The 24,763-nt window shown below is 62.3% G+C and carries 24 protein-coding genes and 2 pseudogenes; 17 read left to right on the top strand and 9 right to left on the bottom strand.

Translation table 11 applies throughout. The features are described 5' to 3' along the window. Positions 1 to 388: 388 nt before the first annotated feature. The gene (locus ACA067_RS12505; protein ID WP_497462038.1) at positions 389 to 1,078 is read right to left on the bottom strand and encodes an MOSC domain-containing protein; all 690 of its coding nucleotides are present in this window, start codon (positions 1,076 to 1,078) and stop codon (positions 389 to 391) included. 116 nt (positions 1,079 to 1,194) lie between these two features. Between ACA067_RS12505 and ACA067_RS12500 the strand changes: the two genes are divergently transcribed. Then, entirely contained in the window at positions 1,195 to 2,076 is an 882-nt protein-coding gene (locus ACA067_RS12500; RefSeq protein WP_497462037.1) for a LysR family transcriptional regulator, read from the top strand. 90 nt (positions 2,077 to 2,166) lie between these two features. On the opposite strand, the gene ACA067_RS12495 is transcribed toward ACA067_RS12500, so the two are convergent. Genes ACA067_RS12495 through ACA067_RS12480 form a run of 4 tightly spaced genes read right to left on the bottom strand, consistent with a single transcriptional unit; the run spans position 2,167 to position 5,769 of the window. Continuing rightward, complete coding sequence (locus ACA067_RS12495; protein ID WP_497462036.1) at positions 2,167 to 3,171, bottom strand: NAD(P)H-dependent flavin oxidoreductase; 1,005 nt, start codon at positions 3,169 to 3,171, stop codon at positions 2,167 to 2,169. Between the two features lie 3 nt (positions 3,172 to 3,174). Beyond that, entirely contained in the window at positions 3,175 to 3,729 is a 555-nt protein-coding gene (locus ACA067_RS12490; protein ID WP_497462035.1) for a cytochrome b, read from the bottom strand. A gap of 55 nt (positions 3,730 to 3,784) precedes the next feature. Next, positions 3,785 to 5,458, bottom strand: coding sequence for a cation/acetate symporter ActP (gene actP, locus ACA067_RS12485; RefSeq protein WP_497462034.1), 1,674 nt, complete (start codon positions 5,456 to 5,458; stop codon positions 3,785 to 3,787). Next, entirely contained in the window at positions 5,455 to 5,769 is a 315-nt protein-coding gene (locus ACA067_RS12480; protein ID WP_497462033.1) for a DUF485 domain-containing protein, read from the bottom strand. The genes actP and ACA067_RS12480 overlap by 4 nt, the downstream gene beginning before the upstream one ends. 273 nt (positions 5,770 to 6,042) lie before the next feature. Between ACA067_RS12480 and ACA067_RS12475 the strand changes: the two genes are divergently transcribed. Then, on the top strand, positions 6,043 to 6,942 hold the full coding sequence (locus tag ACA067_RS12475) for a LysR family transcriptional regulator (RefSeq protein ID WP_497462032.1): 900 nt from the start codon (positions 6,043 to 6,045) through the stop codon (positions 6,940 to 6,942). On the opposite strand, the gene ACA067_RS12470 is transcribed toward ACA067_RS12475, so the two are convergent. The 4 genes from ACA067_RS12470 to ACA067_RS12455 form a co-directional block, all read right to left on the bottom strand. Then, entirely contained in the window at positions 6,937 to 7,647 is a 711-nt protein-coding gene (locus ACA067_RS12470) for an MFS transporter (protein WP_497462031.1), read from the bottom strand. The two genes, ACA067_RS12475 and ACA067_RS12470, sit on opposite strands and share 6 nt — an antisense overlap. A gap of 84 nt (positions 7,648 to 7,731) precedes the next feature. Continuing rightward, complete coding sequence (locus tag ACA067_RS12465) at positions 7,732 to 8,049, bottom strand: hypothetical protein (protein ID WP_497462030.1); 318 nt, start codon at positions 8,047 to 8,049, stop codon at positions 7,732 to 7,734. Beyond that, entirely contained in the window at positions 8,039 to 9,247 is a 1,209-nt protein-coding gene (locus ACA067_RS12460) for a YbfB/YjiJ family MFS transporter (RefSeq protein ID WP_497462029.1), read from the bottom strand. The genes ACA067_RS12465 and ACA067_RS12460 overlap by 11 nt, the downstream gene beginning before the upstream one ends. 131 nt (positions 9,248 to 9,378) lie before the next feature. Then, positions 9,379 to 9,894, bottom strand: coding sequence for a winged helix-turn-helix transcriptional regulator (locus ACA067_RS12455; RefSeq protein WP_497462028.1), 516 nt, complete (start codon positions 9,892 to 9,894; stop codon positions 9,379 to 9,381). A 100-nt stretch (positions 9,895 to 9,994) separates the two neighbouring features. Here ACA067_RS12455 and ACA067_RS12450 point away from each other — a divergent pair. The 15 genes and pseudogenes from ACA067_RS12450 (at position 9,995) to ACA067_RS12380 (ending at position 24,709) form a co-directional block, all read left to right on the top strand. Further along, positions 9,995 to 10,623 (top strand): annotated as a pseudogene (locus ACA067_RS12450) (cysteine hydrolase family protein). Positions 10,624 to 10,627: 4 nt separating this feature from the next. Further along, positions 10,628 to 12,042, top strand: a pseudogene (locus ACA067_RS12445) (aldehyde dehydrogenase (NADP(+))). Positions 12,043 to 12,068: 26 nt separating this feature from the next. Further along, positions 12,069 to 13,544 carry a M15 family metallopeptidase gene (locus ACA067_RS12440; RefSeq protein ID WP_497462027.1) on the top strand — a complete coding sequence of 492 codons (1,476 nt, stop codon included), beginning with the start codon at positions 12,069 to 12,071 and terminating at the stop codon, positions 13,542 to 13,544. Between the two features lie 63 nt (positions 13,545 to 13,607). Next, positions 13,608 to 14,279: a GntR family transcriptional regulator gene (locus ACA067_RS12435; RefSeq protein ID WP_497462026.1), complete on the top strand. Its 672-nt coding sequence runs from the start codon at positions 13,608 to 13,610 to the stop codon at positions 14,277 to 14,279. 114 nt (positions 14,280 to 14,393) lie between these two features. Then, positions 14,394 to 15,326 carry a 4-hydroxyproline epimerase gene (locus ACA067_RS12430; protein WP_497462025.1) on the top strand — a complete coding sequence of 311 codons (933 nt, stop codon included), beginning with the start codon at positions 14,394 to 14,396 and terminating at the stop codon, positions 15,324 to 15,326. Then, positions 15,323 to 16,438 carry an NAD(P)/FAD-dependent oxidoreductase gene (locus ACA067_RS12425; protein ID WP_497462024.1) on the top strand — a complete coding sequence of 372 codons (1,116 nt, stop codon included), beginning with the start codon at positions 15,323 to 15,325 and terminating at the stop codon, positions 16,436 to 16,438. The genes ACA067_RS12430 and ACA067_RS12425 overlap by 4 nt, the downstream gene beginning before the upstream one ends. Then, the gene (locus ACA067_RS12420; protein ID WP_497462023.1) at positions 16,431 to 16,667 is read left to right on the top strand and encodes a (2Fe-2S)-binding protein; all 237 of its coding nucleotides are present in this window, start codon (positions 16,431 to 16,433) and stop codon (positions 16,665 to 16,667) included. The genes ACA067_RS12425 and ACA067_RS12420 overlap by 8 nt, the downstream gene beginning before the upstream one ends. Then, positions 16,664 to 17,920: an FAD-dependent oxidoreductase gene (locus ACA067_RS12415; RefSeq protein WP_497462022.1), complete on the top strand. Its 1,257-nt coding sequence runs from the start codon at positions 16,664 to 16,666 to the stop codon at positions 17,918 to 17,920. Before ACA067_RS12420 ends, ACA067_RS12415 begins: the two co-directional genes overlap by 4 nt. A gap of 74 nt (positions 17,921 to 17,994) precedes the next feature. Then, positions 17,995 to 18,744 carry a PAS domain-containing protein gene (locus ACA067_RS12410; RefSeq protein ID WP_497462768.1) on the top strand — a complete coding sequence of 250 codons (750 nt, stop codon included), beginning with the start codon at positions 17,995 to 17,997 and terminating at the stop codon, positions 18,742 to 18,744. 231 nt (positions 18,745 to 18,975) lie between these two features. After that, a complete protein-coding gene (locus ACA067_RS12405) occupies positions 18,976 to 19,794 on the top strand; it encodes an ABC transporter substrate-binding protein (protein ID WP_497462021.1) in 819 nt (272 codons plus the stop codon). A 10-nt stretch (positions 19,795 to 19,804) separates the two neighbouring features. Continuing rightward, positions 19,805 to 21,583 (top strand): cis-3-hydroxy-L-proline dehydratase, encoded by a 1,779-nt coding sequence (lhpI, locus tag ACA067_RS12400; protein ID WP_497462020.1) that lies wholly within the window; start codon positions 19,805 to 19,807, stop codon positions 21,581 to 21,583. Then, a complete protein-coding gene (locus tag ACA067_RS12395) occupies positions 21,576 to 22,241 on the top strand; it encodes an amino acid ABC transporter permease (protein WP_497462019.1) in 666 nt (221 codons plus the stop codon). Before lhpI ends, ACA067_RS12395 begins: the two co-directional genes overlap by 8 nt. Positions 22,242 to 22,251: 10 nt before the next feature. Next, the gene (locus ACA067_RS12390) at positions 22,252 to 22,902 is read left to right on the top strand and encodes an amino acid ABC transporter permease (RefSeq protein ID WP_497462018.1); all 651 of its coding nucleotides are present in this window, start codon (positions 22,252 to 22,254) and stop codon (positions 22,900 to 22,902) included. Further along, positions 22,895 to 23,617, top strand: coding sequence for an amino acid ABC transporter ATP-binding protein (locus ACA067_RS12385; RefSeq protein ID WP_497462017.1), 723 nt, complete (start codon positions 22,895 to 22,897; stop codon positions 23,615 to 23,617). Before ACA067_RS12390 ends, ACA067_RS12385 begins: the two co-directional genes overlap by 8 nt. A gap of 63 nt (positions 23,618 to 23,680) precedes the next feature. Continuing rightward, positions 23,681 to 24,709: a trans-3-hydroxy-L-proline dehydratase gene (locus tag ACA067_RS12380; RefSeq protein WP_497462016.1), complete on the top strand. Its 1,029-nt coding sequence runs from the start codon at positions 23,681 to 23,683 to the stop codon at positions 24,707 to 24,709. Positions 24,710 to 24,763: the final 54 nt, after the last annotated feature.

Below are 24,763 nucleotides of genomic sequence, written 5' to 3'. Positions count from 1 at the left end.
TTGTTGTCAGGAAAGCGGCAGGCGGTGTGTCGGTGTGCCTGTCAGGGCCAAAGTAGGTCAGCCGTTGAATCATGTAAAATGATGATTAATGATCTTATGGATCACAAATTATGAAGTGGCTTTTGCGACAGCCATGGCGGATGAGGCCGGAATCAGGCTTGCTCAGTGAGGTTCAAGACGGTATCTACAGGTGATCGGGGCGCACACAAATCCCGAGTCCGGCAAACATCCAATAATGAAATGGCTACCCCCGCCGTTGCCTGTGACGCCGCCTTCGCTGGCAAGCCAGCTCCTACAGGTAATCGGGGTGTACACAAATCCCGTGTCCGACCAGGCTGGCTGTCAGGCCGCCAATGCGGACAAGCCGAATCGTCCTGGTTTAGCTAGTTCAGGGCTGTGCAGTTATCTCGGTCCCCAGCGTCCTTTGCAGCCACTCCGCCCGTTTCGTTAGACGTTGCTTCCAGTCTTCGGCCAGGCCATGGGTTGCCGCCAGCGCCAGCAGGTCATCGATCACCGGCCGATGCGACAGCTGCACCTGCCAGAACGCATCGATGGAGAAGCGTTCGGTGTGCCGTTCCAACAGTTCTATCCTGTTCCCCGCCTCGAAGAATCCCGGCTGGATGACCCGGTAATACCAACCGGTGATTCGCTCTTTGGCGACGTACATCGACATCCGCTCGGCATCAAAGCGATGATTGATTTTCCAGCACGGACTGCGCGGCTGAGAGACCTGCAACACGGCACTGCCCATCTGGAACACGTCGCCGATATGCACGTTTCGTTCAGAGAGCAAGCGTGCTGAAACATTCTCCCCCAGGCTGCCCGGAATCAGCTCCGGGGCACTGTGCGCAAACGCCTGCGCCAATCGCTCGTAGTTCTGCGCCGCATATTGATGCACCGCCTTTTCCCGCCCTCCATGAACCCTGGTGTCGCCGTGCTGGTCACCGACAATACCCTGATATTCCACGCGAGCAGGGCCTGAAATTCTCCGCTTGAAGATGCCCGTACATTGCCCCTCGGGTTTCAACACGTCCAGGCCACCGGCAAAGACATGGTCAATGTTTGAAGTCAGTGTCATCGTTCACAACCGCGCTTGTCAGTCCTGTTTTGTTCACTTTACTAACCGCCAGCAAAGCCAGTAAAATGATGGATCGTGATGCAATCCATCACTTTTTATGATAGGTGACAATGATCATGGAAATGCGCCAACTGAAGATTTTCTGCGCGGTGGCCGAGCTGGGCAGCTTCACCGCCGCCGCGGTCAACGTGAACACAGTGCAGTCCAATGTCACCATGCGGGTGAAGGAGCTGGAAGCCGAGCTCAATCGCGAGCTGTTCATACGCAAGAAGTCCGGGGTCGTGCTGACATCGGCGGGCGAAACTTTCCTCGGTTACGCGCGGCGTATCCTGCAACTCACCGAAGAGAGTCGCAGCGCCTTGATGGACACGGGTAGCCCGACAGGACTGCTGCGGCTGGGATCGATGGAAACCACGGCCGCCATTCGCTTGCCCCAGGTCCTGACCAAGTACCGCGAGAAATTTCCCGACGTGCAGCTCTCGCTCCTCACCGGTACAACGGTCGAGCTGATCAAGGCGATTGAAGCACATCGACTGGATGGCGCCTTCGTTGGCGGGTTCCACCAGAACTCGGCGCTGGCGCAGGAAGAGGTTTTCCAGGAAGAACTGGTGCTGGTCAGCAGTCATCATTTCGAGTCACTGGCCGCGCTCATCGATAAAATGCCCCAGCAGACCGTGCTCGTATTCCGCACGGGCTGCTTCTATCGCTCGACCCTGGAAAACTGGTTTTACCAGGTCGGGCTGGTGCCGAACCAGATCATGGAGCTGGGCACCCTCGACGGTATCTTGTCCTGCGTCGCCGCGGGCATGGGCGTGACCTTGCTGCCCAAGGCCATCGCCGAGAATTGCAGTGTGCGCCACGCCATCCGCTGCCACACCTTGCCGCCCGAGTTCGCCAAGGTTTCAACGGTGTTCATCCGCAGGAACGACTCGATGATCACCTCGGCCATGAGTGCGTTCATCGGCTTGGCACAGGAACAGATTGCCCGGCCGGTGTAGGAGCAAGCTTGCTCGCGATGGTCGTTAACGAAAACGCGTGTTTACTGACTAAACTCGGCACTCTCTCGTCCATCGCGAGCAAGCTCGCTCCTACAGACAGATCCTGCCTTGGGCGGCATAGCTGACGGCGCCGCCCTCCTCCCCTTCAAGCCGGTTGGTTGAAATCGGCAGCCCCAAGGCGAGTTCCGCCATCCGCTGCGCCGCGGGGACGACACTGTGGATCTTCCCCACGCCCTGCCCCGCGTACAGCGACAGCTTGCGGGCCATGCGCGGCTTGTCGATCGCCCGGGCGCCGCCGCCGATGAAGCGCAGCAGGTTCCACTTGTCCCGATTGGGAATCACCCGGTGCGGCGTGCCATAGGTCCAGCCGAACGAATAACCCGTGCGGTACTCGGTGTCGTCCGTGGTCGCTTCAACGATTTTTTGCTTGTACAGCGGATGCGCATTCGATTCGTCGGTGGCGATGAATGCCGTGCCCACCACCACCCCGGACGCACCTAGCGACATCAGCGCTCGGACATCGTCGCGGGTGGTAATGCCGCCGGCTGCCAATACCGGGCGCCCCTGGGCGACGGCAATGATGGAAGGTAACAACGGCATGATGCCGATCGTGCCGCGATTCAGGTGACCGCCGCTCTCACTGCCTTGCGCCACGATAATGTCGGCCCCCTGGGCGATGGCCTTTTTCGCCAGCGCTACCGAGCCCACTTGCACCATGACCACCAGCCCGGCGTCTTTCGCCCGGGGAATCATGTCGGCGGAATACGCTTCGGCATAAAACAGCGACAGCAGCCGCGGTTTTTCCTTGAGCACCACCTGAAATTGCGCCTCGAATACATCCGGCCCGCCGAACTGCGGAACCAGATTCACACCAAAGGGCTGGTCGGTCAGCGCGCGGGTTTCCTGCAGCCATCGGCGCAAGGCCAACGGCGGGAGTCGCAGGCCACCCATGACGCCCATCCCCCCGGCATTGGCGACTGCCGCCACCAGCGCCGGGCCGGAAATGGCCGCCATGCCGCCGAGAAAGATCGGGTACTTGACGCCACACAGGCGAGTGATGGCATTACCGGCAAACTCGAATTTGGCTTCGTTCATTGCTCACAACTCCACATGTTTTCCAAGCATCCGCTTGAGCGTATTGTTCTTCAGGAGAAAGTGATTCTTGACCGCGCCGAAGATATGCAGGGCCAGGCCGGCCAGGAACAACGAGGCGCCGATATCAAACAGCACATCGACGACCTGTTTCAGCGCCGGGTTGGCAGGCAACAGCGCTGGAATCGCCAATCCCCAGGGCAGAGCCGTCACCTCCCCGGCGGCAGACCGCGAAGCCCAGACCGCGATCGGCAGCAGCACCATGGCCAGGGCAAGCGCCACCGCCACGGAACGGCTGATGATCACTTCAATCGGATTGGGCGTACCCACGGGCAGAGGATGGTAAGCCGTGACCCTGGCCCAGAACCGATAGATCGATACCAGGAACAGCATCAGGCCCATCAGGTTTTGCACCTTGGCCAGTTCCATCCGCACAGCCTCATCGGAGGCGTGGGTGATAAAACCCTGCAGGCAGATTATCGACAGCAGCGAAAACGCCACGATCCAGTGCAAGGCAACAGTCATGGGTGAGAATCTCAGGCCATTGTCTCGTAATTGCATGGCTGACTCCTTTTTCAGGGCATGGAAATGACTGGGGTATCCAAGGGGCCGCGCTTTAATGGCTGGCGGTCCGGGATGCCCCAAGCCCGGTCTGGGCACGGATCAGCTGATCGTCGAAACGCGCGCGCTCAAGGGCTGCCGCGCTGCTGCGATCAGTGACCGAGCCCAGCCACGTGAACAGGAAGGCCACGTTCATCGAAATGATTGCCGGGTAGTCATAGGGGAAGATCGCGTCGGTATTGCCCAGCACCTTGACCCACACCGCGGGCGAGAGAATGACCAGGCTGACAGCGCTTATCAGACCGGCAATGCCACCGATCAGCGCCCCTCGGGTGGTCAGCCCTTTCCAGTACATCGAAAGCACCAGTATCGGGAAGTTGACCGAGGCCGCCACGCCAAACGTCAGCGCCACGAGGAAGGCGATGTTCTGGTCCTTGAACAAGATACCCAGTACCACCGCGACGATGCCGATGCCCACCGAAGCGATCCGCGACACCCGGCGCTCGTCCTTGGCATCCGCCCGGTTTTTGCTGAAGACCATGACATAGAGGTCATGGGAAATCGCCGAGGTACCGGCCATGGTCAGTCCGGACACCACCGCCAGGATCGTGGCAAACGCGACGGCGGAGATGAAGCCGAGCAGGAAGTCTCCACCCACGGCCTTGGCCAGGTGCATCACCGGCATGTTGCCGCCGCCGATGAGCTTGCCACCCAGAATGCCGGACTCGTAAAAGGCCGGGTCTTGCCCGACGATCACGATCGCGGCCAGGCCCAGCACACCAACGATCAGGTAGAAAAAGCCGATGAACCCGGTCGCCACGAACACCGATTTACGCGCCTGTCTGGCGTCCGCCACGGTAAAGAAGCGCATGAGGATGTGCGGCAATCCCGCGGTGCCAAACACCAGGCCGAGTGCCAGCGAGATCAGCGACAGCGGGTCGGCCACCAGTTTGCTGGGCAGCAGTATCCGCTCGCCGTCGTGGTGCGCGGCCACCGCTTTCTCGAACAGCAGTTCGAAGGAAAAGCCGAACTTGCTCATCGCCAGAAACGCCAGCAAGGTGCCGCCCACCAACAGCAGCCCGGCCTTGATGATCTGCACCCAGGTGGTAGCGACCATGCCGCCAAAGGTGACGTAGACCGCCATCAACAGACCGACCGCGATCACCGCATAGTTGTAGGGCAGACCGAACAGCAGCTGAATCAACTGCCCTGCTCCCACCATCTGCACCACCAGGTAAAAGCACACCACGGTCAGTGAGCCGAAGGCGGTCAGGGTTCGAATCCGGTTTTGATCGAGCCGAAACGAGGCGATGTCCGAAATGGTGATGCGTCCCAGATTCCGGATGCGCTCGGCAAACAGGAACAACAGCAGGGGCCAGGCGACAAAGAAACTGATCGAGTACAGCACGCCATCGAAGCCGTTGAAGAAGATCATGCTGGTGACACCCAGCAGCGCCGCGGCCGACATGTAGTCGCCGGCCAGTGCCAGGCCGTTCTGGAAGCCGGTAATCCCACCACCCGCGGTGTAGAAATCCTCCATCGATTTGGTCTTGGACGCAGCCCACCAGGTAATGCCCAGGGTCGTCACCACAAAGATCAGAAACATCGAGATCGCAGTGATGTTCAGGGGCTGTTTTTCGACCTGCTGCAACACGTCGGCGGCCGAGGCGCCAGTGACGACCGCGCCCAGGAGTGCAGGAACAATGAGGTATTGAAATACAGGTTTCATACGACTGCACCCGCACGGATTTCTGCGGTCAGTTCATCGAACTCGCCGTTGGCACGCAGGATGTACACGCCGGTAAACAACCAGGCGCCGATAATGAAAGCGACACCCAGTGGCCAACCGATATTGATCATGCTCGTGGTGGAAAGCTTCGTCGCAAGCAGGTGGGGGGCAAACGCGGCGACGAGGATAAACGTGAAGTAAGGCACAAGGGTTGCGACCGTCAGACAAGCGACGAATCTTCGCTGCCGTGAGACCAAATCCTTGTACCGGGGATGGTTACGAATTCTGGCTGATTCAGATGCGTGATTCACGTTGACTCCGTGGTGCAGTGGGAAATTATTGTTGTTCCACAGCCTCGGATTCGAAGACTCGATCCGCCACTGGCTGCGGTTTGTTTGCCTGATCAACCTATGCCTGGCAAAAGATCATGTAAAACGATCATTAATGATGCCTATGATCTGTTTTGATGAACCCATAACCCCTGGATAGCCATGCTTTGTTTGCCTATGAACCCAGCGAAATCTAATCTCTAAAACCAAGCTTTTTAATAGCCAGTTATTAGTTTTTGAGATAGGTGAAATTCGATGGACGTGACGGATCTCAAAGTGGTGGATGCGGTGGCGCGACATGGCAGCATGAACAAGGCTGCCAACGAGCTGAATACCGTGCAGTCCAACGTGTCCGCGAGGATTCGCTCACTGGAAGACGAACTTGGTGTGGCGCTGTTCCAGCGCAGCGCCAGGGGCGTCCAGGTCACGCCCGCGGGACGCCGCCTGCTGCCCTTCGCCGCACGGCTTTCGAAGCTGTTGCTGGATGCGTCCTGCGCCGCGCGCGATGAAGGGCAGCCAAACGGTGTGCTCGAGATCGGCACGCTGGAGACCACGCTGGCGCTGCGTCTGCCGCAGCTGATTGCCAAATTTGCCAAGACCTACCCCGAGGTGCGGCCGGTGGTGCGCACGGGCACCACCTGCAGCCTGATTCAAGCGGTCATCGACTCCAAGCTGGAAGGTGCATTCGTCGCAGGCCCGGTCAACCATCCGCAATTGCACAGCGAGCTGGCGTTCCGGGAAGAGCTGGTACTGGTCACCTCCCCGGCGATTCATAGCCTGGAGGCTGTCGCTGGCATCGACATGCTCAAGACCGTGGTTTTTCGCATCGGCTGCTCTTATCGACAGCGCCTGGATTCCCTGCTGGCCAGCCTGGGTATCCAGGCCCCCGAGCCGCTGGAGTTTGGCTCGATCGACGCCATCATCGCCTGTGTGTCCGCTGGAGTCGGGGTCACGCTGTTACCCCGAGGCGTGGTGGCGAATGCCGTGCGCGAGGGGTTGGTTGCCGCGCACGAGATTGCGCCAGAACTCGCCGCCGTGGAGACGGTGTTTGTCAGACGCCTCGATGGTTATTTTTCCAGCGCGTTAAGCACGTTTCTGCAGAGCGTTGGCCTGGACGGCGCCGCCGCTCCTGCGCCGATCACCCTGGCGTCATAGCCCGATCAGGTGCCGCTGGCAGCGCATCGGGTTTGCGCCATGAAGCCGTCTCACCCACGCGTTTACCCCGGCACACAGCACCAACAGGGCTCCGGTGACCAGGAACACCGCGTTCAAACCCACGTGAGCTCCGATCTGGCCACCGATCAGTGGCCCGATCACCTGTCCCGAGAACTGCACCGATTGCAGATAGCCCAGTACTTTGCCGCTGTTGTGCACTTCGACCGAATGCCTTATCAGCTTGGCAATCGATGGCAGCAACCCGGCAAGGGTCATGCCCATGACGCCGCGCAAAACCGCCAACTGCCACCATTGCGTGACAAACGCCTGGGGCACCATGACGATGCCCGTCAACACCAGACAACCGAGAATGACGTTCCAACTGCCGATGCGGTCTGCCAGCGCCCCCAGCCTGGCTGCGGTCAGGATACTGCCCAGCGCCGAACAGGCCATCACCACGCCCGCCATCCGCGCCTGGTCATCAAACGCCACGCCAAGGTGGCCGATGTAGACGGTGATAATGGGCTCGATCGACATGTTGGCGAGAAGAACCATCATCGCTGTCATGAGCAGCGCGCCAATAATTGGCCAATTGGGTTGGACACCCTCGGGGCGAGTCCATGTGTCCCGTCGTTTGCCATCCGACACTCGATCGAAATCCTCACGAATGAACAGGATGGTCGTCAGCGCTGCCAGTGCGATCATCCCTCCACCGACGAAAAACGTTCCGCGGATCCCGACAATCTCCGGCAGGAATCCGCCCACCAGCGGCCCGATCAGGTTGCCGGACTAGGCGCCCGTGGACAGTACACCCAGCGCCCAACCGGCCTTTTCCCGTGGCACCTGTGAGCCGATCATGACGATCGACGCCGAGGCGTAGCCGCCGATGAGCCCGGCGATCAGGCGCAGTAGCACCAGATCGGTGACGTTGCGGGCCAGGCCGATCATCGACATGACAATGGCCATGCCGATCGCCGCCCGGACCAGCATCGGCTTTCGAACCAGGGTGGTGAACGAGCCGAAGACGCAAACCGTCAGATTGCGGCGCCAATAGGCAAGATTGCGCTCGGCATAACTCACCTGGAGAGAAGCTCCGTTATTGGCCACTGGCACTCCTGACCGCGATGACATCGATGACAAAAGCCAGCAACATCGCCGAAGTGCCGATGATGAACAGCACGCTGTAATTGCCGCCACTGTACGAGAACAGAAACGACAAGCCATAGGCCGCCACCGCCTGGAACAAGGCAAAACCGACCGTGGCTGTTTGCCAGGCCGAACTCTGTTGGGCGGGATGCCTGGCGAGTAGTTCGTGAACCCGACCCAGCACCAGCGGCACGGTACCGGTGACAAAGGCGCCGACGACGACGCTGGAGATCATCAACCAGGCGCTCCCGAGTCCGAGGGCCGGTACGGCGACGCTGATGGCTTCGATGATGAAAGACACCCGCAAGGCGCGTCCGAAGCCGATCCGGTCGGCCAATACGCCTGCCAGCAGAGGTCCGACCGTGGCGCCAATGCCGAAAAACACCCAGTACTGCGCGCCCACCTGAAGGCCTTGGCCCATGCCCCGGGCAACTAAATCCACCAGAAAGATCATGTGCGGTACCCAACCGGCAGCGTTGAGTGCGTACTCGACATACAGCGCCTTGAGCGTGCCGTTGGCCGCGGGACGACGGTGGTGCGTGGGATTGGCCACAGGCGCTTGTTCGCTCGGCCATCCGCGCCAGGCAATGGCGGTCAACACCAGGCAAATCAGCCCAAGGCCGAGCCAGGTTTGCCTGAGGCCCTGTTGCAGCAAAAGCGGAACCAGGGTGCCGGAGGCCGCGATGCCCACCCCGACGCCCATGAAAATGACACCGCCTGCCAGTCCACGCCGGGACGCGGGAACATGCGCCAACACGGTTGGCGCGGCCAGCACCATCAGCGCGCCACCGGACGTTCCTGAGAGAAAGCGCCAGGCGAAAAACCACGCGAAGGACACAGGCCAGGCGCAGGCAAAAAACGCCAGGCTTGCCAGCAGCATCATCGCCCTGAGGGTAAACGCCGTTGAGGTCCTGGCCGCCATGGAACGACCGAAAATCGCTCCGGCCAGGTAGCCCGCCAGGTTGGCGGCCCCCAGGTAAGCCGCGTTTGAAGGCTCAAACCATTGCGCGCCAATAATGGCCGGGAGCAGCGGCGTATAGGCAAATCGCGCCAGGCCGATGCCGACCAGACTGGCGCAAAAACCGGCCAGGGTGCTCCACCCTGCGGAGGCTGGCCGCAGCGTGGGTTCTCTGGCGATCGTTGGCTTCACACTGTTCATCTCTGCCCTTCTTTTCTTCAGATGGGCAGACAGTACTCGTGAAGTAGCAATCTTCAGAAGCGAATTATAATGATCATAGCTATCTCTTTAACAGATACCTAGACCGACCCGATCACTCAAACAGGGGACATTTAGACCGAGTCCGGCCCACGATTGCCCTTGAAGGCTTCGCGCCGTGATTTTCGTTCGACGGCATAAGCTTCACTGTGCTCGCTGATCAGCTCGCCACGGCGCAAAGGCTCGCCGCAGTGCTCGCACAGTGGCCCGAGCCCGGCTGGCTGGCCGCAAGTTTGATGGGTATAGCTCACCGCCAGCCCCTCCTCAGGCGACTTGCACCAGGTTTCGCCCCAAGCGCGTAGTGCAAGCACTACCGAGTAGAAGGCCTCGCCTTTCGCGGTGAGGTGATATTCGTAGCGCAGTGGCCGCTCGTTGTAAGGGCGCCGCGTGACGAGGCCATCAGCCTCCATGTTTTTCAGGCGCGTGGCGACCATTTGCGGGGTGCCTGCGGTCTGCGCCTGGATCTCGTCGAAGCGATGACTGCCCATGAACAACTCGCGCAGGACCAGCACGGTCCAGCGGTCGCCCACGATGTCCTCGGCCCTTGAAATCGGGCACAAGGTTTGGGGAGTGCCTGGATTTGCCGACATAAGGCCTTGCCTCTCTCACAGTTACTATGATTATCATATCTACAACGTGCCATGGCAACTCCACGGCACAGGCCATCGCAAATCCCTGGAGAACAGCGCCATGTCCAAAGTCAACTATCCACTCGACAGAACCGCCTACCTGCTGGTCGATCCCTACAACGATTTCCTGTCGGAAGGCGGCAAGGTCTATCCCTTGATCGAATCGATCGCCAACCAGGTCGGTCTGCTCGACAACCTGCGCGCTCTCGACCGCGCTGTCCGCGCACTGGACATCCCGGTAGTCATCGTACCGCACCGCCGCTGGGAACAAGGCGACTACGAAAACTGGGATCACCCGAGCCCGACCCAGTGCAAGGTCATGCATATGCACCACTTCGCACGCGGCGAATGGGTGGCGAATGGCACCCCGATTTCGCGCCCAGGGACGGCGACATCGTGGTTCAGGAGCATTGGGGTTCGAGTGGTTTTGCCAACACCGACCTGGATTTTCGCCTCAAGCAAAAAGGCATCACTCACGTGATCATCGTCGGCCTGCTGGCCAATACCTGCATCGAGGCAACCGCCCGTTACGCCTCCGAGCTGGGCTACCACGTTACTCTGGTGCGCGATGCGACCGCCGCCTTCAAGCCGGAAATGATGCATGCCGCCCATGAACTCAATGGCCCGACGTTCGCTCACTCCATTGTGGCCACCGACGAACTCATCGCCGCCCTGGCACAGCAGGAGTAACCCGATGAAATTGACAGGAGCACTGCTGATCGGCACCAAGGATGTCCCGGGCACTGAGGGGACGATGAAGGCGCTCAATCCCGCCACTCACCAATTGATCGAACCGGAGTTCGCCTTGGGTGGCGAGGCGCAGGTCGACCAGGCGGCGACGCTCGCCGACCAGGCGTTTGACCATTACAGCCATACCTCGCTTGCCTCCCGGGCGACTTTCCTCGACAGCATCGCCGACAATCTCGACGTTGTTCGCACCGAGCTGGCCGCACGGGCCGCGCTGGAAACGGGCCTGCCTGCCGCCCAGCTTGAGGGCGAGGCGGCAAAAGCCGCCACCCAGTTCCGCCAGTTCGCCGAGGTCGTGCGCCAGGGCCGCTTCCTCCAGCTGGCCATCGATCCGGCACAACCTGATCGCCAGCCACGTCCACGGATGGACCATCGACTGCAGAAGATCGCGATCGGCCCGGTGGTAGTTTTCGGTGCAAGCAACTTTCCCATTTCATACTCAGTCGCCGGTGGCGATACCGCGTCGGCCCTGGCGGCGGGCGCGACGGTCATTGTAAAGGCGCACAACGCGCATCCGGGCGCCTCGGAAATCCAGGCGCGAGCCATCCGCAAGGCCGTGCAAGACAACGGACTGCCCGAAGGCGTGTTCTCGATGGTGCGCGGCAGCGGCAATGCGATCGGCGAAGCCCTGGTCGATCACCCCCTGATCAAGGCGGTGACCTTCACCGGCTCCGAGCAAGGTGGCATGGCGCTGTATCGTCGGGCGCAGCAACGCCCCGAGCCGATTCCGGTGTTTACCGAAATGACCAGCGTCAACCCCACGTTCATCCTCCCGGATGCGCTGGCCGAACGTGGTGACCGGATCGGTGATGGTTTCGTCGAGCGCATGCTGGTCAATGTCGGGCAAGCCTGCCTCAAGCCTGCCCTGCTGATCGCGATCGAAGGGGCTGGCTTTGAGGCGCTGCGGACCGCCATGCTCGAGCGCGTGAGCGAAGCATCGTCACGTCCGATGCTGACGCCGGGTATCCATGCGGCCTATGTCAGCGGGCTCGCCGCCTTGGAAAACGCCGGGGCCAGCTCAGCGCCGCGATGCATCTGGAGGACAGTGACATCCCGCTGGCCCGGCGCTTGTTGCCGGTGCTGGAACGGCGCACAGGTCGCATCGTCGTCAACGCCTTCGCCCATCCGCAGGAGGTCTCGTTTGCGAGCATTCACGGCGGCCCCTTTCCGGCCTCATCGGACAGCCGTTTTACCTCGGTGGGCATGACGTCCATCGAGCGTTTTCTGCGCCCGGTGTGCTACCAGGAGTTTCCCGATGCGCTACTGCCCGAAGCCTTGCGCAGGATCAATCAGTTGGGATTGCCGCGCAGCGTGGACGGTGCGCTTGAGATCAGCGCCGCGAGTCAGCATGATCCGGTGTAGACAGCCGTAGCCCAGGAGGGCATTGCATGCACCCTATATGTCGAACCAAGCCAGCGTCCTGCTCGAGACAGTGTCCAGTGCGCAGGTCTTGGTTGGGATGGGGCCTGTGTCTGGGCCTCGTCTCCTCCGCCCTGGCCGCCGAGCAATCACGGCCCGGGGACATGGTGTATCTACGTTCGATCGATCCGGGCATCGAGCAGGACATCCGCTATGCCAGTGCCCACAACTTCACCGGGCATCCGCTCGACGGTTACGTCGCGGCGCAGTGCCTGCTGACGCAGGACGCGGCCCAGGCCCTTGCCCGGGTACAAAAAGCACTGCGTGCCCAGGGCTATGGTTTGAAGGTATTCGACTGCTATCGGCCCGGCCGTGCGGTTGCCGATATGGGGCGCTTCGCTTTGGTGCCTGGTGACCCGCGCAAGGCGGAATTCTATCCACGCGTAGACAAACAAGACTTCTGGCGCCTGGGTTATGTGGCCCGTGTGTCCAATCACTCCCGAGGCTCGACCGTGGACCTGACCCTGACCGGTCCGCAGGCGCTGCCGGCTGAAACCTGGTCGCCCGCGGCCGCACAAGTGGACTGCACGGCGCCCTACGGCCAGCGTTCGCGTGACGGCGCACTCGATATGGGCACCGGTTTCGACTGCTTCGATGAGCGCGCGCATACCGACACTCCGTTGATCAACGCCGACGCGCGGAAAAATCGCCAGCTACTCAGCCGGGCCATGGAGAAGGAAGGGTTTTCCGGGTACGACAAGGAATGGTGGCACTTCACCTACAGTGGCGCGGGTCCGCGCAAGGATGTCATGGATTTCCCCATCACGCCGCTGCAGGCAAGCCACGTTCTCGACACCAGTCATCAGCTGATAGTGGTCATCAGCAAAAACTGGACTGATGTTCAGGGCACGGCCCAGCGCTATGAACGGCAAGGGCAGACGTTTCGAAAATACGGGGAGCCGTTTCCGATTGTGCTCGGCAAGAACGGATTGGCCTGGGGCAAGGGCCTTGCGGACAGCCATGATCAGCGCGACGGACCGGTCAAGCATGAAGGCGATGGAAAAGCCCCTGCCGGGATATTCAGGCTGGGAACGGCGTTCGGCTACGACAGCACAGCCAGCACCAAACTGCCTTACCTGGCGCTGACATCGACCACCGAATGCGTGGATGACAGTCACTCCGGGCATTACAACGAGCTGGTCGATGGGGCGACAATCGCCAGGGACTGGAACAGTTCCGAACGGATGCGGCGTGACGATGATATGTATCGCAAAGGCATTTTCATCGAGCACAACACGCCGGCATCCCCCGCTTCAGGCTCGTGCATTTTCTTCCATATCTGGCGAAGCCCCTCCTCGCCGACGCTTGGCTGTACCGCCATGGATCAAGCGGATATTTCCCGTTTGTTCGGTTGGCTGGACCCAGGCCAGTCGCCGTTGCTGATCCAGTTGCCCGAGACGGAATACGAGCATGTTCGCGCAAGCTGGAACCTGCCCGAACGTTGATAGGCGGAACCACAGGGCAAATTCGTATACCATATATGCACCTCATTGCGAATGATCACCACCGTGGCCCTGACCAAACTCAACGCACCCGACCTTGGCAATTCGCCGTCGACCTCGGAAATCATCACCCGTCATCTGCGCGATGCCATCGTCGCCGGACATTTCGCCGAAGACGAGCCGATTCGCCAGGACGACATCGCCCGCCAGTTCAACGTCAGCAAGATTCCGGTGCGTGAAGCCCTCAAGCGCCTCGAAGCCGAAGGCCTGGTGATGTTTCAGCGCAATCGCGGGGCGATGGTCACGCGGGTGTCCGATGCGGAACTGGCGCAGATGTTCGAAGTGCGCATGCTGCTCGAAGACAAGGTGCTGCGCCTGGCCATTCCCAACATGACCGAAGACACCTTCGCCCGCGCAGAACGCATCTGCCAGGAATTCATCGGCGAAGATGACGTCGGACGCTGGGCCGAGCTCAACTGGGAACTGCACGCCTGCCTTTACGAACCGGCGCAACGGCCGTTTCTGGTCGGCCTGATCCGCTCGGTCAACGACAAGCTGGAACGCTACCTGCGTATGCAGATGAGCCTGTCGGCCGGCAAGGAGCGCGCCGATCACGAGCACAGGGAAATCCTCGCGGCCTGCCGCGCCGGCGATGTGGATCTGGCAGTGAAGCTGCTCGACGAGCATATTGCCGGGGTCTGCAAGACGCTGTTCGAGCATCTGCCCCACCCTCACTGACAGCGTGCCCGGCTGTGCCGATTTCGTCATAGGCGCCGAGTAAAACCATCAAGCCGGCAAGCACCTTCAGAGGCCACTCTTTCGTTCACTCAACTGAACGGACGTGGCCCTCCCATGAAACGCATCACCGTGATCGACTCCCACACCGGCGGCGAACCCACCCGCCTGGTGACCGCCGGTTTTCCCGAGCTGGGCAACGGCAGCATGGCCGAACGTCGACAGCGCCTGGCCGAACAGCATGATCACTGGCGCGCCGCCTGCATGCTCGAACCACGGGGCAGTGACGTCCTGGTCGGCGCACTGCTCTGCGAGCCGGTGGACCCGAGCGCCTGTGCCGGGGTGATTTTCTTCAACAACAGCGGTTACCTCGGGATGTGCGGCCACGGCACCATCGGCCTGGTGGCCTCGCTGGCGCACTTGGGCAAGATCGGCCCGGGCGTGCACAGCATCGAGACGCCGGTGGGCACGGTACAGGCGACGCTGCACGAAGACGGCTCGGTCAGCGTGCGCAATGTGCCTGCCTACCGTTATCGCAAAGCGCTGTCGCTGCAGGTACCGGGAATCGGTCAGGTGACCGGCGATGTTGCCTGGGGTGGGAACTGGTTTTTCCTGATCGCCGAGCACGGTCTGCGCATTGTCGGCGACAATCTCGAGGCGCTGACCGCCTATACCTTCGCCGTGCAGCAAGCCCTGGAGGTCCAGGGCATTCGCGGCGAAGACGGCGGCTTGATCGACCACGTCGAGCTGTTCGCCGAGGACGAGCACGCCGACAGCCGCAACTTCGTGCTCTGCCCCGGCAAGGCCTACGACCGTTCGCCCTGCGGCACCGGAACCAGTGCCAAACTGGCGTGCCTGGCGGCCGACGATAAATTGCAGCCGGGACAGATCTGGCGCCAGGCCAGTGTCATCGGCAGCGAGTTCGAGGGCTCCTACGAGATCCACGGCGAGCGCATCGTGCCGACCATTCGCGGCCGGGCCTACATCAGCGCCGAAGCCAGTCTGATCATCGAACAGGACGACCCGTTCGCCTGGGGCATTCGCCCGTGAGCGAGGGCCGGGTGGCCGATGTGATCGTGATCGGTGCCGGCATCATCGGCGCCGCCTGTGCCCAGGCGCTGGCCCGGCGCGGCGTGCGCGTGCGGGTGCTGGACGCCGGCCTGCCCGGCGCTACGGCGGCGGGCATGGGCCACCTGCTGGTGCTCGATGACAACCCGGCAGAGCTGGCGCTCAGCCAATACTCCCTGCAACGCTGGCGCGAACAGGCGCCGGCCTTGCCGGACGACTGCGCCTACCGCAGCAACGGCACGCTGTGGCTGGCGGCCAATGCTGAAGAAATGGCGGTCGCCCAAAGCAAATACCGCAACCTTCAGGAACAAGGCGTGGCCTGTGAATTGATTGGCAGCAGTGCCTTGCGCCAGCGCGAACCGCAACTGCGCGAAGGCCTGGAAGGCGGCCTGCTGATCAAGGGCGACGGCATCCTCTATGCCCCGGCGACTGCGCGCTGGATGCTCGATTCACCCAACATCAGCCAACACCGGGCGCGGGTCAGCGAAGTCGATGGCCACCGCGTGCGCCTCGACGACGGCCACTGGCTAAGTGCCGATGCGGTGGTGCTGGCCAACGGCATCCAGGCCAGCGAGCTCTGCCCCGAGTTGCCGATCGAGCCGAAAAAAGGCCACTTGCTGATCACCGATCGCTACCCCGGAACAGTCACCCATACCCTGGTGGAACTGGGTTATGTCACCAGCGCCCACAACGCCACGGGCCCGTCGACCGCCTGCAACATCCAGCCCCGGCCGACCGGGCAGCTGTTCATCGGCGCGTCACGGCAGTTCGGCACCACCGACCCGCAGGTCGAAGGCTGGATGCTGGCGAAAATGCTCAGGCGCGCCACCGAGTACATGCCGGGGCTGGTCGCGCTCAACGGCATCCGCGCCTGGACCGGCTTTCGCGCCGCGAGTCCCGACGGCCTGCCGCTGGTGGGCCCGCATCCGCACCGCAAAGGCTTATGGCTGGCGGTCGGGCACGAGGGGCTGGGTGTCACTACCGCCCCGGGTACGGCCGATCTCTTGGCCGCGCAACTGTTCAACGAAACGCCGCCACTGGCGGCGCAACCTTATCTGCCGCAGCGTTTTCTCGAGGAGTCGGTGTATGCCTGAATTGATCCTGCACGGCCAGGCGTTGAAGGTGGCTGAAGGGACCAGTGTCGCGGCGGCACTGGCGCTGGGCGGGGATGGTTGCAGTCGCACCTCGGTCAGTGGCCAGCGCCGCGCTCCGCTGTGCGGCATGGGCATTTGCCAGGAATGCCGGGTGACGATCAACGGCCGACGACGGCTCGCCTGCCAGACACTGTGCCGTGACGGCATGCGCGTGGAGACTCAAGCATGAGCGACTATGCCGATCTGCTGATCATCGGCGCCGGTCCCGCCGGCGTGGCCGCGGCGCTCGCTGCGGCGCCAAGCCATGCCCGCATCGTCCTGCTCGACGACAACCCGTTGCCGGGTGGGCAAATCTGGCGTGACGGGCCTCAGGCCAACCTGCCGAAGCAGGCGCGTCACCTTCGCGAGCGACTGCAGGCATGCAGCAACATCCGCCGCTACTCTGACACTCGAGTGATTGCCTGTGCCGGCCCGAAAGTCTTGTTGGTTGAAGACCTCGATCGTGGCTGGCTGATCGGCTACGACAAACTGATTCTGTGTACCGGCGCCCGGGAGTTGCTGCTGCCCTTCCCCGGCTGGACGCTGCCCGGCGTGACGGGCGCGGGTGGCCTGCAGGCTTTGATCAAGGGCGGCCTGCCCGTGCACGGCGAGCGCCTGGTGATCGCCGGTAGCGGGCCGTTGCTGCTGGCCAGCGCCGCCACCGCGAAACACAACGGCGCCCAGGTGCTGCGCATTACCGAGCAAGCCTCCACCGCCGCCGTCGCCGGTTTCGCTGCGCAACTGCCACGCTGGCCGCACAAACTGCTGCAGTCGTTCACCTTGTTCGACCGTCATTATCGGAGCGGGACCCACGTACTGGCCGCTCTGGGCAATGACCGCCTGGAAGGCGTACGCCTGAAACAACAGGGAAAAATCGTCGAACTGCAATGCGATCGCCTGGCGTGCGGCTTCGGTTTGATCCCCAACACCCAGCTTGGCCAGGCCTTGGGCTGCGAGCTCGACGGCCAGGCGCTGGCCATCGATACCTGGCAGGCCAGCAGCCGCGCCGATCACTACGCGGCGGGTGAATGCACCGGTTTCGGCGGCAGTGAGCTGGCGTTGGTCGAAGGTGCGATCGCCGGCCTCGCTGCCGTCGGCGACAGGGCAGCGGCCCGGGCATTGTGGCCGCGTCGGGCGCGCTGGCAGGGTTTTGCCGACGCCCTGAACCAAGCGTTCACACTCGACCCGCAACTCAAATCGCTGGCACAGGCTGATACCCTGGTGTGCCGCTGCGAAGACGTATCCTACGGGGCACTGGCCGGGCATACGGGTTGGCGCGAGGCTAAACTGGCCAGCCGTTGCGGCATGGGCGCCTGCCAGGGCCGGGTGTGCGGCGGCGCAACGCAGCACTTGTTCGGCTGGCAACCTTCGGCGCCACGACCGCCATTCAGTCCGGCGCGCATCGAGACCTTATTGTGCCTGGACGAAACCCCGCCAGGTTGAATGCCGGCCCGGGGCTTCCGGGTCCGCTGCCGAGTCTTTATGATCCCGGGCATTGCCACCAGACGCCCAGCGCCATGTATGCCTCGCTCACTACCTTCAAACCCTGCGACCTGCCGACCCTGCTGAGCAGTCTGCAACCGATCGCGGCGCTGCTCGATACCCTGTCGGACGTGGTGTTTTTCATCAAGGACAGCGAGGCGCGCTATGCCTTCGTCAACCAGACGCTGGCACGGCGCTGCGGTTTCAAACACACTGACGAGCTGCTCGGACGCACCGCCGACATGGTCTTTCCGCAACGCTTCGGTCCGCTGTACACCGAGCAGGATCGCCGGGTCCTTGCCACCGGCCGCGAGCTGGCCGACCAGCTCGAACTGCACCTGTATTTCGGTAACCAGCCGGTCTGGTGCCTGACCCACAAACTCGCATTGCGCGACCAACAGGGTCATATCGTCGGCCTGGCCGGCATCTCCCGCGACCTGCAACTGCCACAGTCCAACCATCCGGCCTTCCAGAAACTCGCCGCGGTGGACGCGCATATCCGCAACCACTTCGCCCGTCCCATCAGCCTTGCCGAGCTGACGGCAATTGCCGGGTACTCCGTGGCGCAACTGGAACGCCACTGTAAACGGGTGTTCCAGCTCACCCCACGGCAAATGATTCACAAGGCACGCCTGGAAGAATCCTCACGGCTGTTGCTGCATACCGACCTGCCCATCACCGAGATCGCCCTGCGTTGCGGTTACACCGACCACAGCGCCTTCAGTCGGCAGTTCCGTGCCTTGACCAGCCTGGCGCCCAGCCAATATCGCGACAGCCGTCGCTAGTGTGTTCCTTTAAGGGGCGCCAGCGGGCACACCTGTGCTCCCTTCTGTAACACCTCCCTTCTGCGCACCAACGCGCTGCTGCCTCCTTCCGGCCGCTCAACCCGTCTGACTCAAGGGCTGACAAATAATTCTGCCCTGGAGAGGAAAACAGGCACGTCCATTGCTATTGTTAATATCGTATACGAAATCCACAATACGATATCTGACAGCACATCACCTAACGAGGCCTCTATGAAAAACCCCGCATTTGCCGTAGCCCTCAGCGCTGTTCTCAGTACCTCCTTCATCGCCACCGCCCAGGCTGACAAGCTCGACGACATCATTGGCTCAGGCAAGCTGCGCTGCGCCGTGACCCTGGATTTCCCCCCCATGGGTTTTCGCGATGAAGGCAACAACCCCGCCGGCTTTGACGTCGACTACTGCAACGATCTGGCGAAAATCCTCGGGGTCGACGCCGAGGTGGTGGAAACGCCCTTCCCGGATCGCATTCCGGCACTGGTCTCCGGGCGCGCCGACGTGATCGTCGCCTCCACCTCCGACACCCTCGAGCGGGCCAAGACCGTCGGCCTGACCGTGCCCTACTTCGCGTTCCAGATGGTGGTGCTGACCCGCGACAACACCGGCATCAACAGCTTCGCCGACATCAAGGGCAAAGCCCTGGGCAATACCAGCGGCACCTATGAAGCCATCGCCCTGGAAAAAGACGTGAAGCACTGGGGCAGCGGCACCTTCCGCGCCTATCAGTCGCAGAACGACACCTTGCTGGCCGTCGCCCAGGGTCACATCGACGCTACTGTGGTGACCAATACCGTGGCCGCCGCCACCATCAAGTCAGGCAAATACAAGAACCTGAAAATCGCCGGCAACGCGCCATACACCATCGACTACGTCTCCCTGGGCGCCAAGCGCAACGAGTACGGCCTGCTTAACTACCTCAATCTGTTCGTCAATCAGCAGGTACGCAGCGGTCGATACAATGAGCTATTCACCAAATGGGTCGGTACCGAGATTTCACCCACCGACCTGACCGTGCCCAAGGTCTACTACTGAGGTGTCCGGCATGCCCAGGTCCACTGCTCTGACCGGTCGCAGCCTGGTCGCGGGCGCCGCCGAGGGTGCCCTGTTGTTCGCCGATGTCGGTTTGAGTTTCTGGGGCGGGGTCGACCCGTACAGCGGCGAGATCATCGACCGGCACCACCCGCTCAGCGGCGAATACCTGGCCGGTCGGGTGCTGGCCATTCCCAGCGGTCGCGGCTCGTGCACCGGCAGCAGTGTGCTGATGGAACTGATCAGTAATGGTCATGCGCCGGCCGCACTGGTGCTGGCCGAACCCGATGAGATCCTGACCCTGGGCGTGCTCGTGGCACAGACCATTTTCGAGCGTTCCCTGCCGGTGCTGTGCATCGCCCGGGGGGCCTTCGCCACCTTGCGCGGCAAGGCCTTTGCTCGGGTCGAAGCATCAACGGTGACCGTGTTCGAACACCTGCCGGGCGATGCCTGGCAGGCACTCGAGAGTCCGTTGCAGACAGCAGAAAAAAGCACCGCTATCGAACTCACCGAACACGATCAGGCGCTGCTCGACGGCGCGCAGGGCAAGGCTGCCCAGGTGGCCATGCAGATCGTGCTGCGCATGGCCGAACTGCAAGGCGCGCGCAACCTGGTGGATGTCACCCAGGCGCACATCGACGGCTGCATCTATACGGGGCCGGCGAGCCTGCGCTTTGCCGAACAGCTGGTGCAGTGGGGAGCACAAGTGCGGGTGCCGACCACCCTCAATTCGATCTCCGTGGACCAGCGTCGCTGGCGTGAGTTGGGCATCGATCCGGCGCTGGGCGAACCGGCCAGTGCCTTGGGCGATGCCTACATGGCGATGGGGGCGCAGCTCAGTTTCACCTGCGCGCCCTACTTGCTCGACAGCGCGCCGAAGGCTGGCGAGCAGATCGTCTGGGCCGAATCCAACGCGGTGGTCTACGCCAACAGCGTGCTCGGTGCGCGCACCCTGAAATACCCGGACTACCTGGATATCTGCATCGCCCTGACCGGCCGCGCGCCTCTGATCGGCTGCCATCTGGATGCGCAACGCAAGGCGAGGCTGCAAATCGAATTGCCCGTGCTGGGTGAACTGGACGATGCCTTCTACCCGCTGCTCGGCTACCACATCGGCGCCCTGGCCGGCAGCCGGATTCCTTTGGTGTTGGGGCTGGAGCAGCGCAAGCCGAGCCTGGACGATTTGAAAGCCTTCGGCGCGGCCTTCGCCACCACCTCCGCCGCGCCGTTGTTTCATATCGCCGGGGTGACACCGGAGGCACTCGACCCCGCGCAAGTGCTGGAGCCGGACGTCCCCCTGCCGGTGGAAACCATTTACCTGAAAGACCTGCTACGCAGCTGGCGTGAGCTCAACAGTGCCCGCGACAGCCGGGTGGATGTGGTCTCGCTGGGTAACCCGCATTTCTCCCTCAGCGAGTTTGCCCACCTGGCGCGACTGTGCCGGGGTCGACACAAGCACCCTGACGTGGTCCTCGCAATTACCTGCGGCCGTGCCGTGCTGGAGCAGGCCCGCGAGGCCGGGCATATCGCCGTGATCGAAGCCTTCGGCGCGACCCTGGTCACCGACACCTGCTGGTGCATGCTCGGTGAACCGGTGATCCCGCTGGCGGCAAAAACCTTGATGACCAACTCCGGCAAGTACGCCCATTACGCCCCCGGCCTGGTGGGACGCAAGGTGCACTTCGCCAACCTCGCCGAATGCGTCGACGCCGCCTGCAGCGCCAGGGCCAGCGGTCGCCTGCCGGCCTGGTTGCAACCCGCCGCCTCACTGGAGATTCCCGCGCATGTTTGACTACACCTTCCAATGGCGCGCGACCCTGCGCGCCCTGCCGGACATGCTGGCCGGCGCCTGGGTCACCTTCGAGACCGCCGCGCTGTCGATGATCTTCGGTGTGCTGATCGCCCTGGCTTTGACAGTGATGCGCGAAACCAAAAACCCGCTGTTGCGCGGTGTCGGCAACGGCTGGGTATCGATCGCCCGCAACACCCCGTCGCTGTTCCAGATCTACGTCCTGTACTTCGGCCTCGGCTCGCTCGGCTTGCATGTCAGCTCCTGGTTCGCCCTGCTGGCCGGGATCACCTTCAACAATGCCGGTTATCTTGCGGAAAACTTTCGCGGCGGCCTCAAGGCCGTGCCCGATACCCAGGTGCGCGCCGCGCGCTCGCTGGGCATGAGTGCGTTCCAGGCCTACCGGATGATCATCGTCCCGCAGCTGCTGCGGATCGTGTTCTACCCCCTGAGCAACCAGATGGTCTGGGCGGTGCTGATGACGTCCCTGGGAGTGATCGTTGGACTGAACAATGACCTCACCGGCGTGACCCAGGACTACAACGTCAAGACGTTCCGCACCTTCGAGTACTTCGCCATCGCCGCGGCGCTGTATTACCTGATCGCCAAGGCGATCGTCGCGGCAGCCCGGCTGATGGCCTGGCGGCTGTTCCGTTACTGAGGAGGTGAGCATGTTCTCCACCGGTTTTTCCTGGAACGACCTGCTGTTTCTGCTCGATGGCGCCTGGGTCACCCTGCAACTGACGTTCTGGTCGATCATCCTCGGCTCTTGCGCCGGGCTGTTGTTCGGCCTGCTGCGGGCGCTGCTGCCGCGTGCCAGCCTGCCGCTCGCCTGGGTGCTGGACGTGTTTCGCAGCGTGCCGTTGCTGATCCAGTTCGTGTTGTTCAACTCCCTGAAAAGTATCGTCGGCCTGAACATCAGCGCCTTCAGCGTCGGTTGCATCGTGCTCGGGGTCTACGCCGCCGCGTACTTCACCGAGATCGTACGCAGCGGCGTGCTCTCGGTGCCGTTCACCCTGCGCCGGGCCAGTCGCTCCCTGGGTTTGAGTTTCCTGCAGGACCTGCGCTGGATCGTCCTGCCGATGGCCACGCGGGTGGCTTTCCCCGGCTGGCTGAACCTGGTGCTCAGCGTGATGAAAGACACCGCGCTGGTGATGTGGATCGGCATCGTCGAATTGCTGCGCGCTTCGCAAACCATCGTCACCCGCATCCAGGAACCGCTGCTGGTGCTGTGTGTTGCGGGCCTCATCTATTACGTCATGAGCCTGGTGGTCGCGCGCCTCGGTGCTCGTCTGGAAAGAAGGTGGCAAGAAAATGATTGAGATCGACAACGTACATAAATCCTTCGGCAACCTCGACGTGGTCAAGGGCGTCAGCCTGACGGTGAACAAGGGCGAGGTGGTGTCGATCATCGGCGGCTCCGGCTCGGGCAAATCGACCCTGCTGATGTGCATCAACGGCCTGGAGCCGATCCAGAAAGGCAACATCCGCGTCGATGGCGTCGAGGTCCACCACAGCGCCACCGACCTCAATCGCCTGCGGCAGAAGATCGGCATCGTATTCCAGCAATGGAACGCCTTCCCGCACCTGACCGTGCTGGAAAACGTGATGCTGGCGCCGCGCAAAGTGCTGGGTAAAAGCAAGGCAGAAGCTGAAGCGCTGGCGGTCCGGCAACTGACTCACGTCGGTCTCGGCGACAAGCTCAAGGCTTTCCCCGGCAAGCTCTCCGGCGGCCAGCAGCAGCGCATGGCCATCGCCCGTGCCCTGGCCATGTCACCGGACTACATGCTGTTCGACGAAGCCACCTCGGCCCTCGACCCGCAGTTGGTGGGCGAGGTGCTGGACACCATGCGCATGCTCGCCGAAGACGGCATGACCATGGTCCTGGTGACCCACGAAATCCGCTTTGCCCGGGATGTGTCCGACCGCGTGGCGTTCTTTCGCAATGGGCGGGTGCATGAGATTGGTTCGCCGGATCAGGTGATTGGGAATCCGGTGCAGGCGGAGACTGCGGCGTTTCTCAAATCAGTGAAGTAATGGATGGCCCCATCGCGGGCAAGCCCGCGATGAGGCCCCAACAGGCAATAGAAGGATTAAGCCATGCGCTCATCGAAAGTCATCCATGTAGTCAGCTGCCACGCCGAAGGCGAGGTCGGCGATGTGATTGTCGGCGGCGTCGCCCCTCCCCCCGGCGCCACCGTGTGGGAACAGTCGCGCTGGATCGCCAAGGATCAGACCCTGCGCAACTTCGTGCTCAACGAACCCCGCGGCGGCGTGTTCCGCCACGTCAACCTGCTGGTGCCGGCCAAGGATCCCCGGGCACAGATGGCCTGGATCATCATGGAACCGGCGGACACCCCACCAATGTCCGGTTCCAACTCGTTGTGCGTCGCCACGGTGCTGCTCGACAGCGGCATCCTGCCGATGACCGAACCGCAAACCCGGCTGGTGCTCGAAGCCCCCGGCGGCCTGATCGAGGCCGTGGCCGATTGCCGTGACGGCAAGGTCGAACGGGTAGAAATCAAGAACGTGCCCTCTTTCGCTGACCGCCTTGACGCCTGGATCGAAGTCGAAGGTATTGGCTCATTGCAGGTCGACACGGCTTACGGCGGCGACAGTTTTGTGATCGCCGACGCCAAGGGCCTGGGCTTTGCCATTCGTCCCGACGAGGCGGCCGAGCTGGTTGAGGTCGGGCTGAAAATCACCCGCGCGGCCAATGAACAACTGGGCTTTGTCCACCCGCTGAACCCCGAGTGGTCACATATTTCCTTTTGCCAGATCGCCGCGCCCATCGTCATGGAACATGGCGTCGCCACCGGCGCCAACGCGGTAGTGATTCAACCCGGCAAGATCGACCGCTCCCCCACCGGCACCGGCTGTTCGGCACGGATGGCGGTGTTGCAGGCCAAAGGCTTGATGCAAGTGGGCGAGCGTTTTATCGGGCGTTCGATCATCGGCTCCGAGTTCCACTGCCGCATCGATTCGCTGACGGAAGTGGCTGGACGCCCGGCGATCTACCCGTGCATTTCCGGCCGGGCCTGGATCACTGGCACCCATCAGCTGCTGCTCGATCCAGCCGATCCCTGGCCACAGGGCTATCGCCTGTCGGACACCTGGCCCGGCGCCTGAGATTTCCCGGACAAACGGCTACGGAACCCCCTGTATATTTTGCAAAAAGCACTA

Source organism: Pseudomonas sp. LBUM1674 (genome assembly GCF_059695635.1).
The sequence above is the reverse complement of the archived record's forward strand: the minus strand, read 5'-3'. Positions and strand labels throughout refer to the sequence as shown.

Bases quoted from the DNA above. Each gene is read 5' to 3' on its own strand.
- ACA067_RS12470 (WP_497462031.1), bottom strand. From the start codon at position 7,647: ATGATCGCACTGGCAGCGCTGACGACCATCCTGTTCATTCGTGAGGAT.
- ACA067_RS12430 (WP_497462025.1), top strand. From the start codon at position 14,394: ATGAAACGCATCACCGTGATCGACTCCCACACCGGCGGCGAACCCACC.
- ACA067_RS12385 (WP_497462017.1), top strand. From the start codon at position 22,895: ATGATTGAGATCGACAACGTACATAAATCCTTCGGCAACCTCGACGTG.
- ACA067_RS12405 (WP_497462021.1), top strand. From the start codon at position 18,976: ATGAAAAACCCCGCATTTGCCGTAGCCCTCAGCGCTGTTCTCAGTACC.
- ACA067_RS12475 (WP_497462032.1), top strand. From the start codon at position 6,043: ATGGACGTGACGGATCTCAAAGTGGTGGATGCGGTGGCGCGACATGGC.
- ACA067_RS12390 (WP_497462018.1), top strand. From the start codon at position 22,252: ATGTTCTCCACCGGTTTTTCCTGGAACGACCTGCTGTTTCTGCTCGAT.
- ACA067_RS12395 (WP_497462019.1), top strand. From the start codon at position 21,576: ATGTTTGACTACACCTTCCAATGGCGCGCGACCCTGCGCGCCCTGCCG.
- ACA067_RS12495 (WP_497462036.1), bottom strand. From the start codon at position 3,171: ATGAACGAAGCCAAATTCGAGTTTGCCGGTAATGCCATCACTCGCCTG.
- ACA067_RS12420 (WP_497462023.1), top strand. From the start codon at position 16,431: ATGCCTGAATTGATCCTGCACGGCCAGGCGTTGAAGGTGGCTGAAGGG.
- ACA067_RS12380 (WP_497462016.1), top strand. From the start codon at position 23,681: ATGCGCTCATCGAAAGTCATCCATGTAGTCAGCTGCCACGCCGAAGGC.
- ACA067_RS12415 (WP_497462022.1), top strand. From the start codon at position 16,664: ATGAGCGACTATGCCGATCTGCTGATCATCGGCGCCGGTCCCGCCGGC.
- ACA067_RS12455 (WP_497462028.1), bottom strand. From the start codon at position 9,894: ATGTCGGCAAATCCAGGCACTCCCCAAACCTTGTGCCCGATTTCAAGG.
- ACA067_RS12500 (WP_497462037.1), top strand. From the start codon at position 1,195: ATGGAAATGCGCCAACTGAAGATTTTCTGCGCGGTGGCCGAGCTGGGC.
- ACA067_RS12410 (WP_497462768.1), top strand. From the start codon at position 17,995: ATGTATGCCTCGCTCACTACCTTCAAACCCTGCGACCTGCCGACCCTG.
- ACA067_RS12440 (WP_497462027.1), top strand. From the start codon at position 12,069: ATGCACCCTATATGTCGAACCAAGCCAGCGTCCTGCTCGAGACAGTGT.
- lhpI (WP_497462020.1), top strand. From the start codon at position 19,805: ATGCCCAGGTCCACTGCTCTGACCGGTCGCAGCCTGGTCGCGGGCGCC.
- ACA067_RS12490 (WP_497462035.1), bottom strand. From the start codon at position 3,729: ATGCAATTACGAGACAATGGCCTGAGATTCTCACCCATGACTGTTGCC.
- actP (WP_497462034.1), bottom strand. From the start codon at position 5,458: ATGAAACCTGTATTTCAATACCTCATTGTTCCTGCACTCCTGGGCGCG.
- ACA067_RS12505 (WP_497462038.1), bottom strand. From the start codon at position 1,078: ATGACACTGACTTCAAACATTGACCATGTCTTTGCCGGTGGCCTGGAC.
- ACA067_RS12460 (WP_497462029.1), bottom strand. From the start codon at position 9,247: ATGAACAGTGTGAAGCCAACGATCGCCAGAGAACCCACGCTGCGGCCA.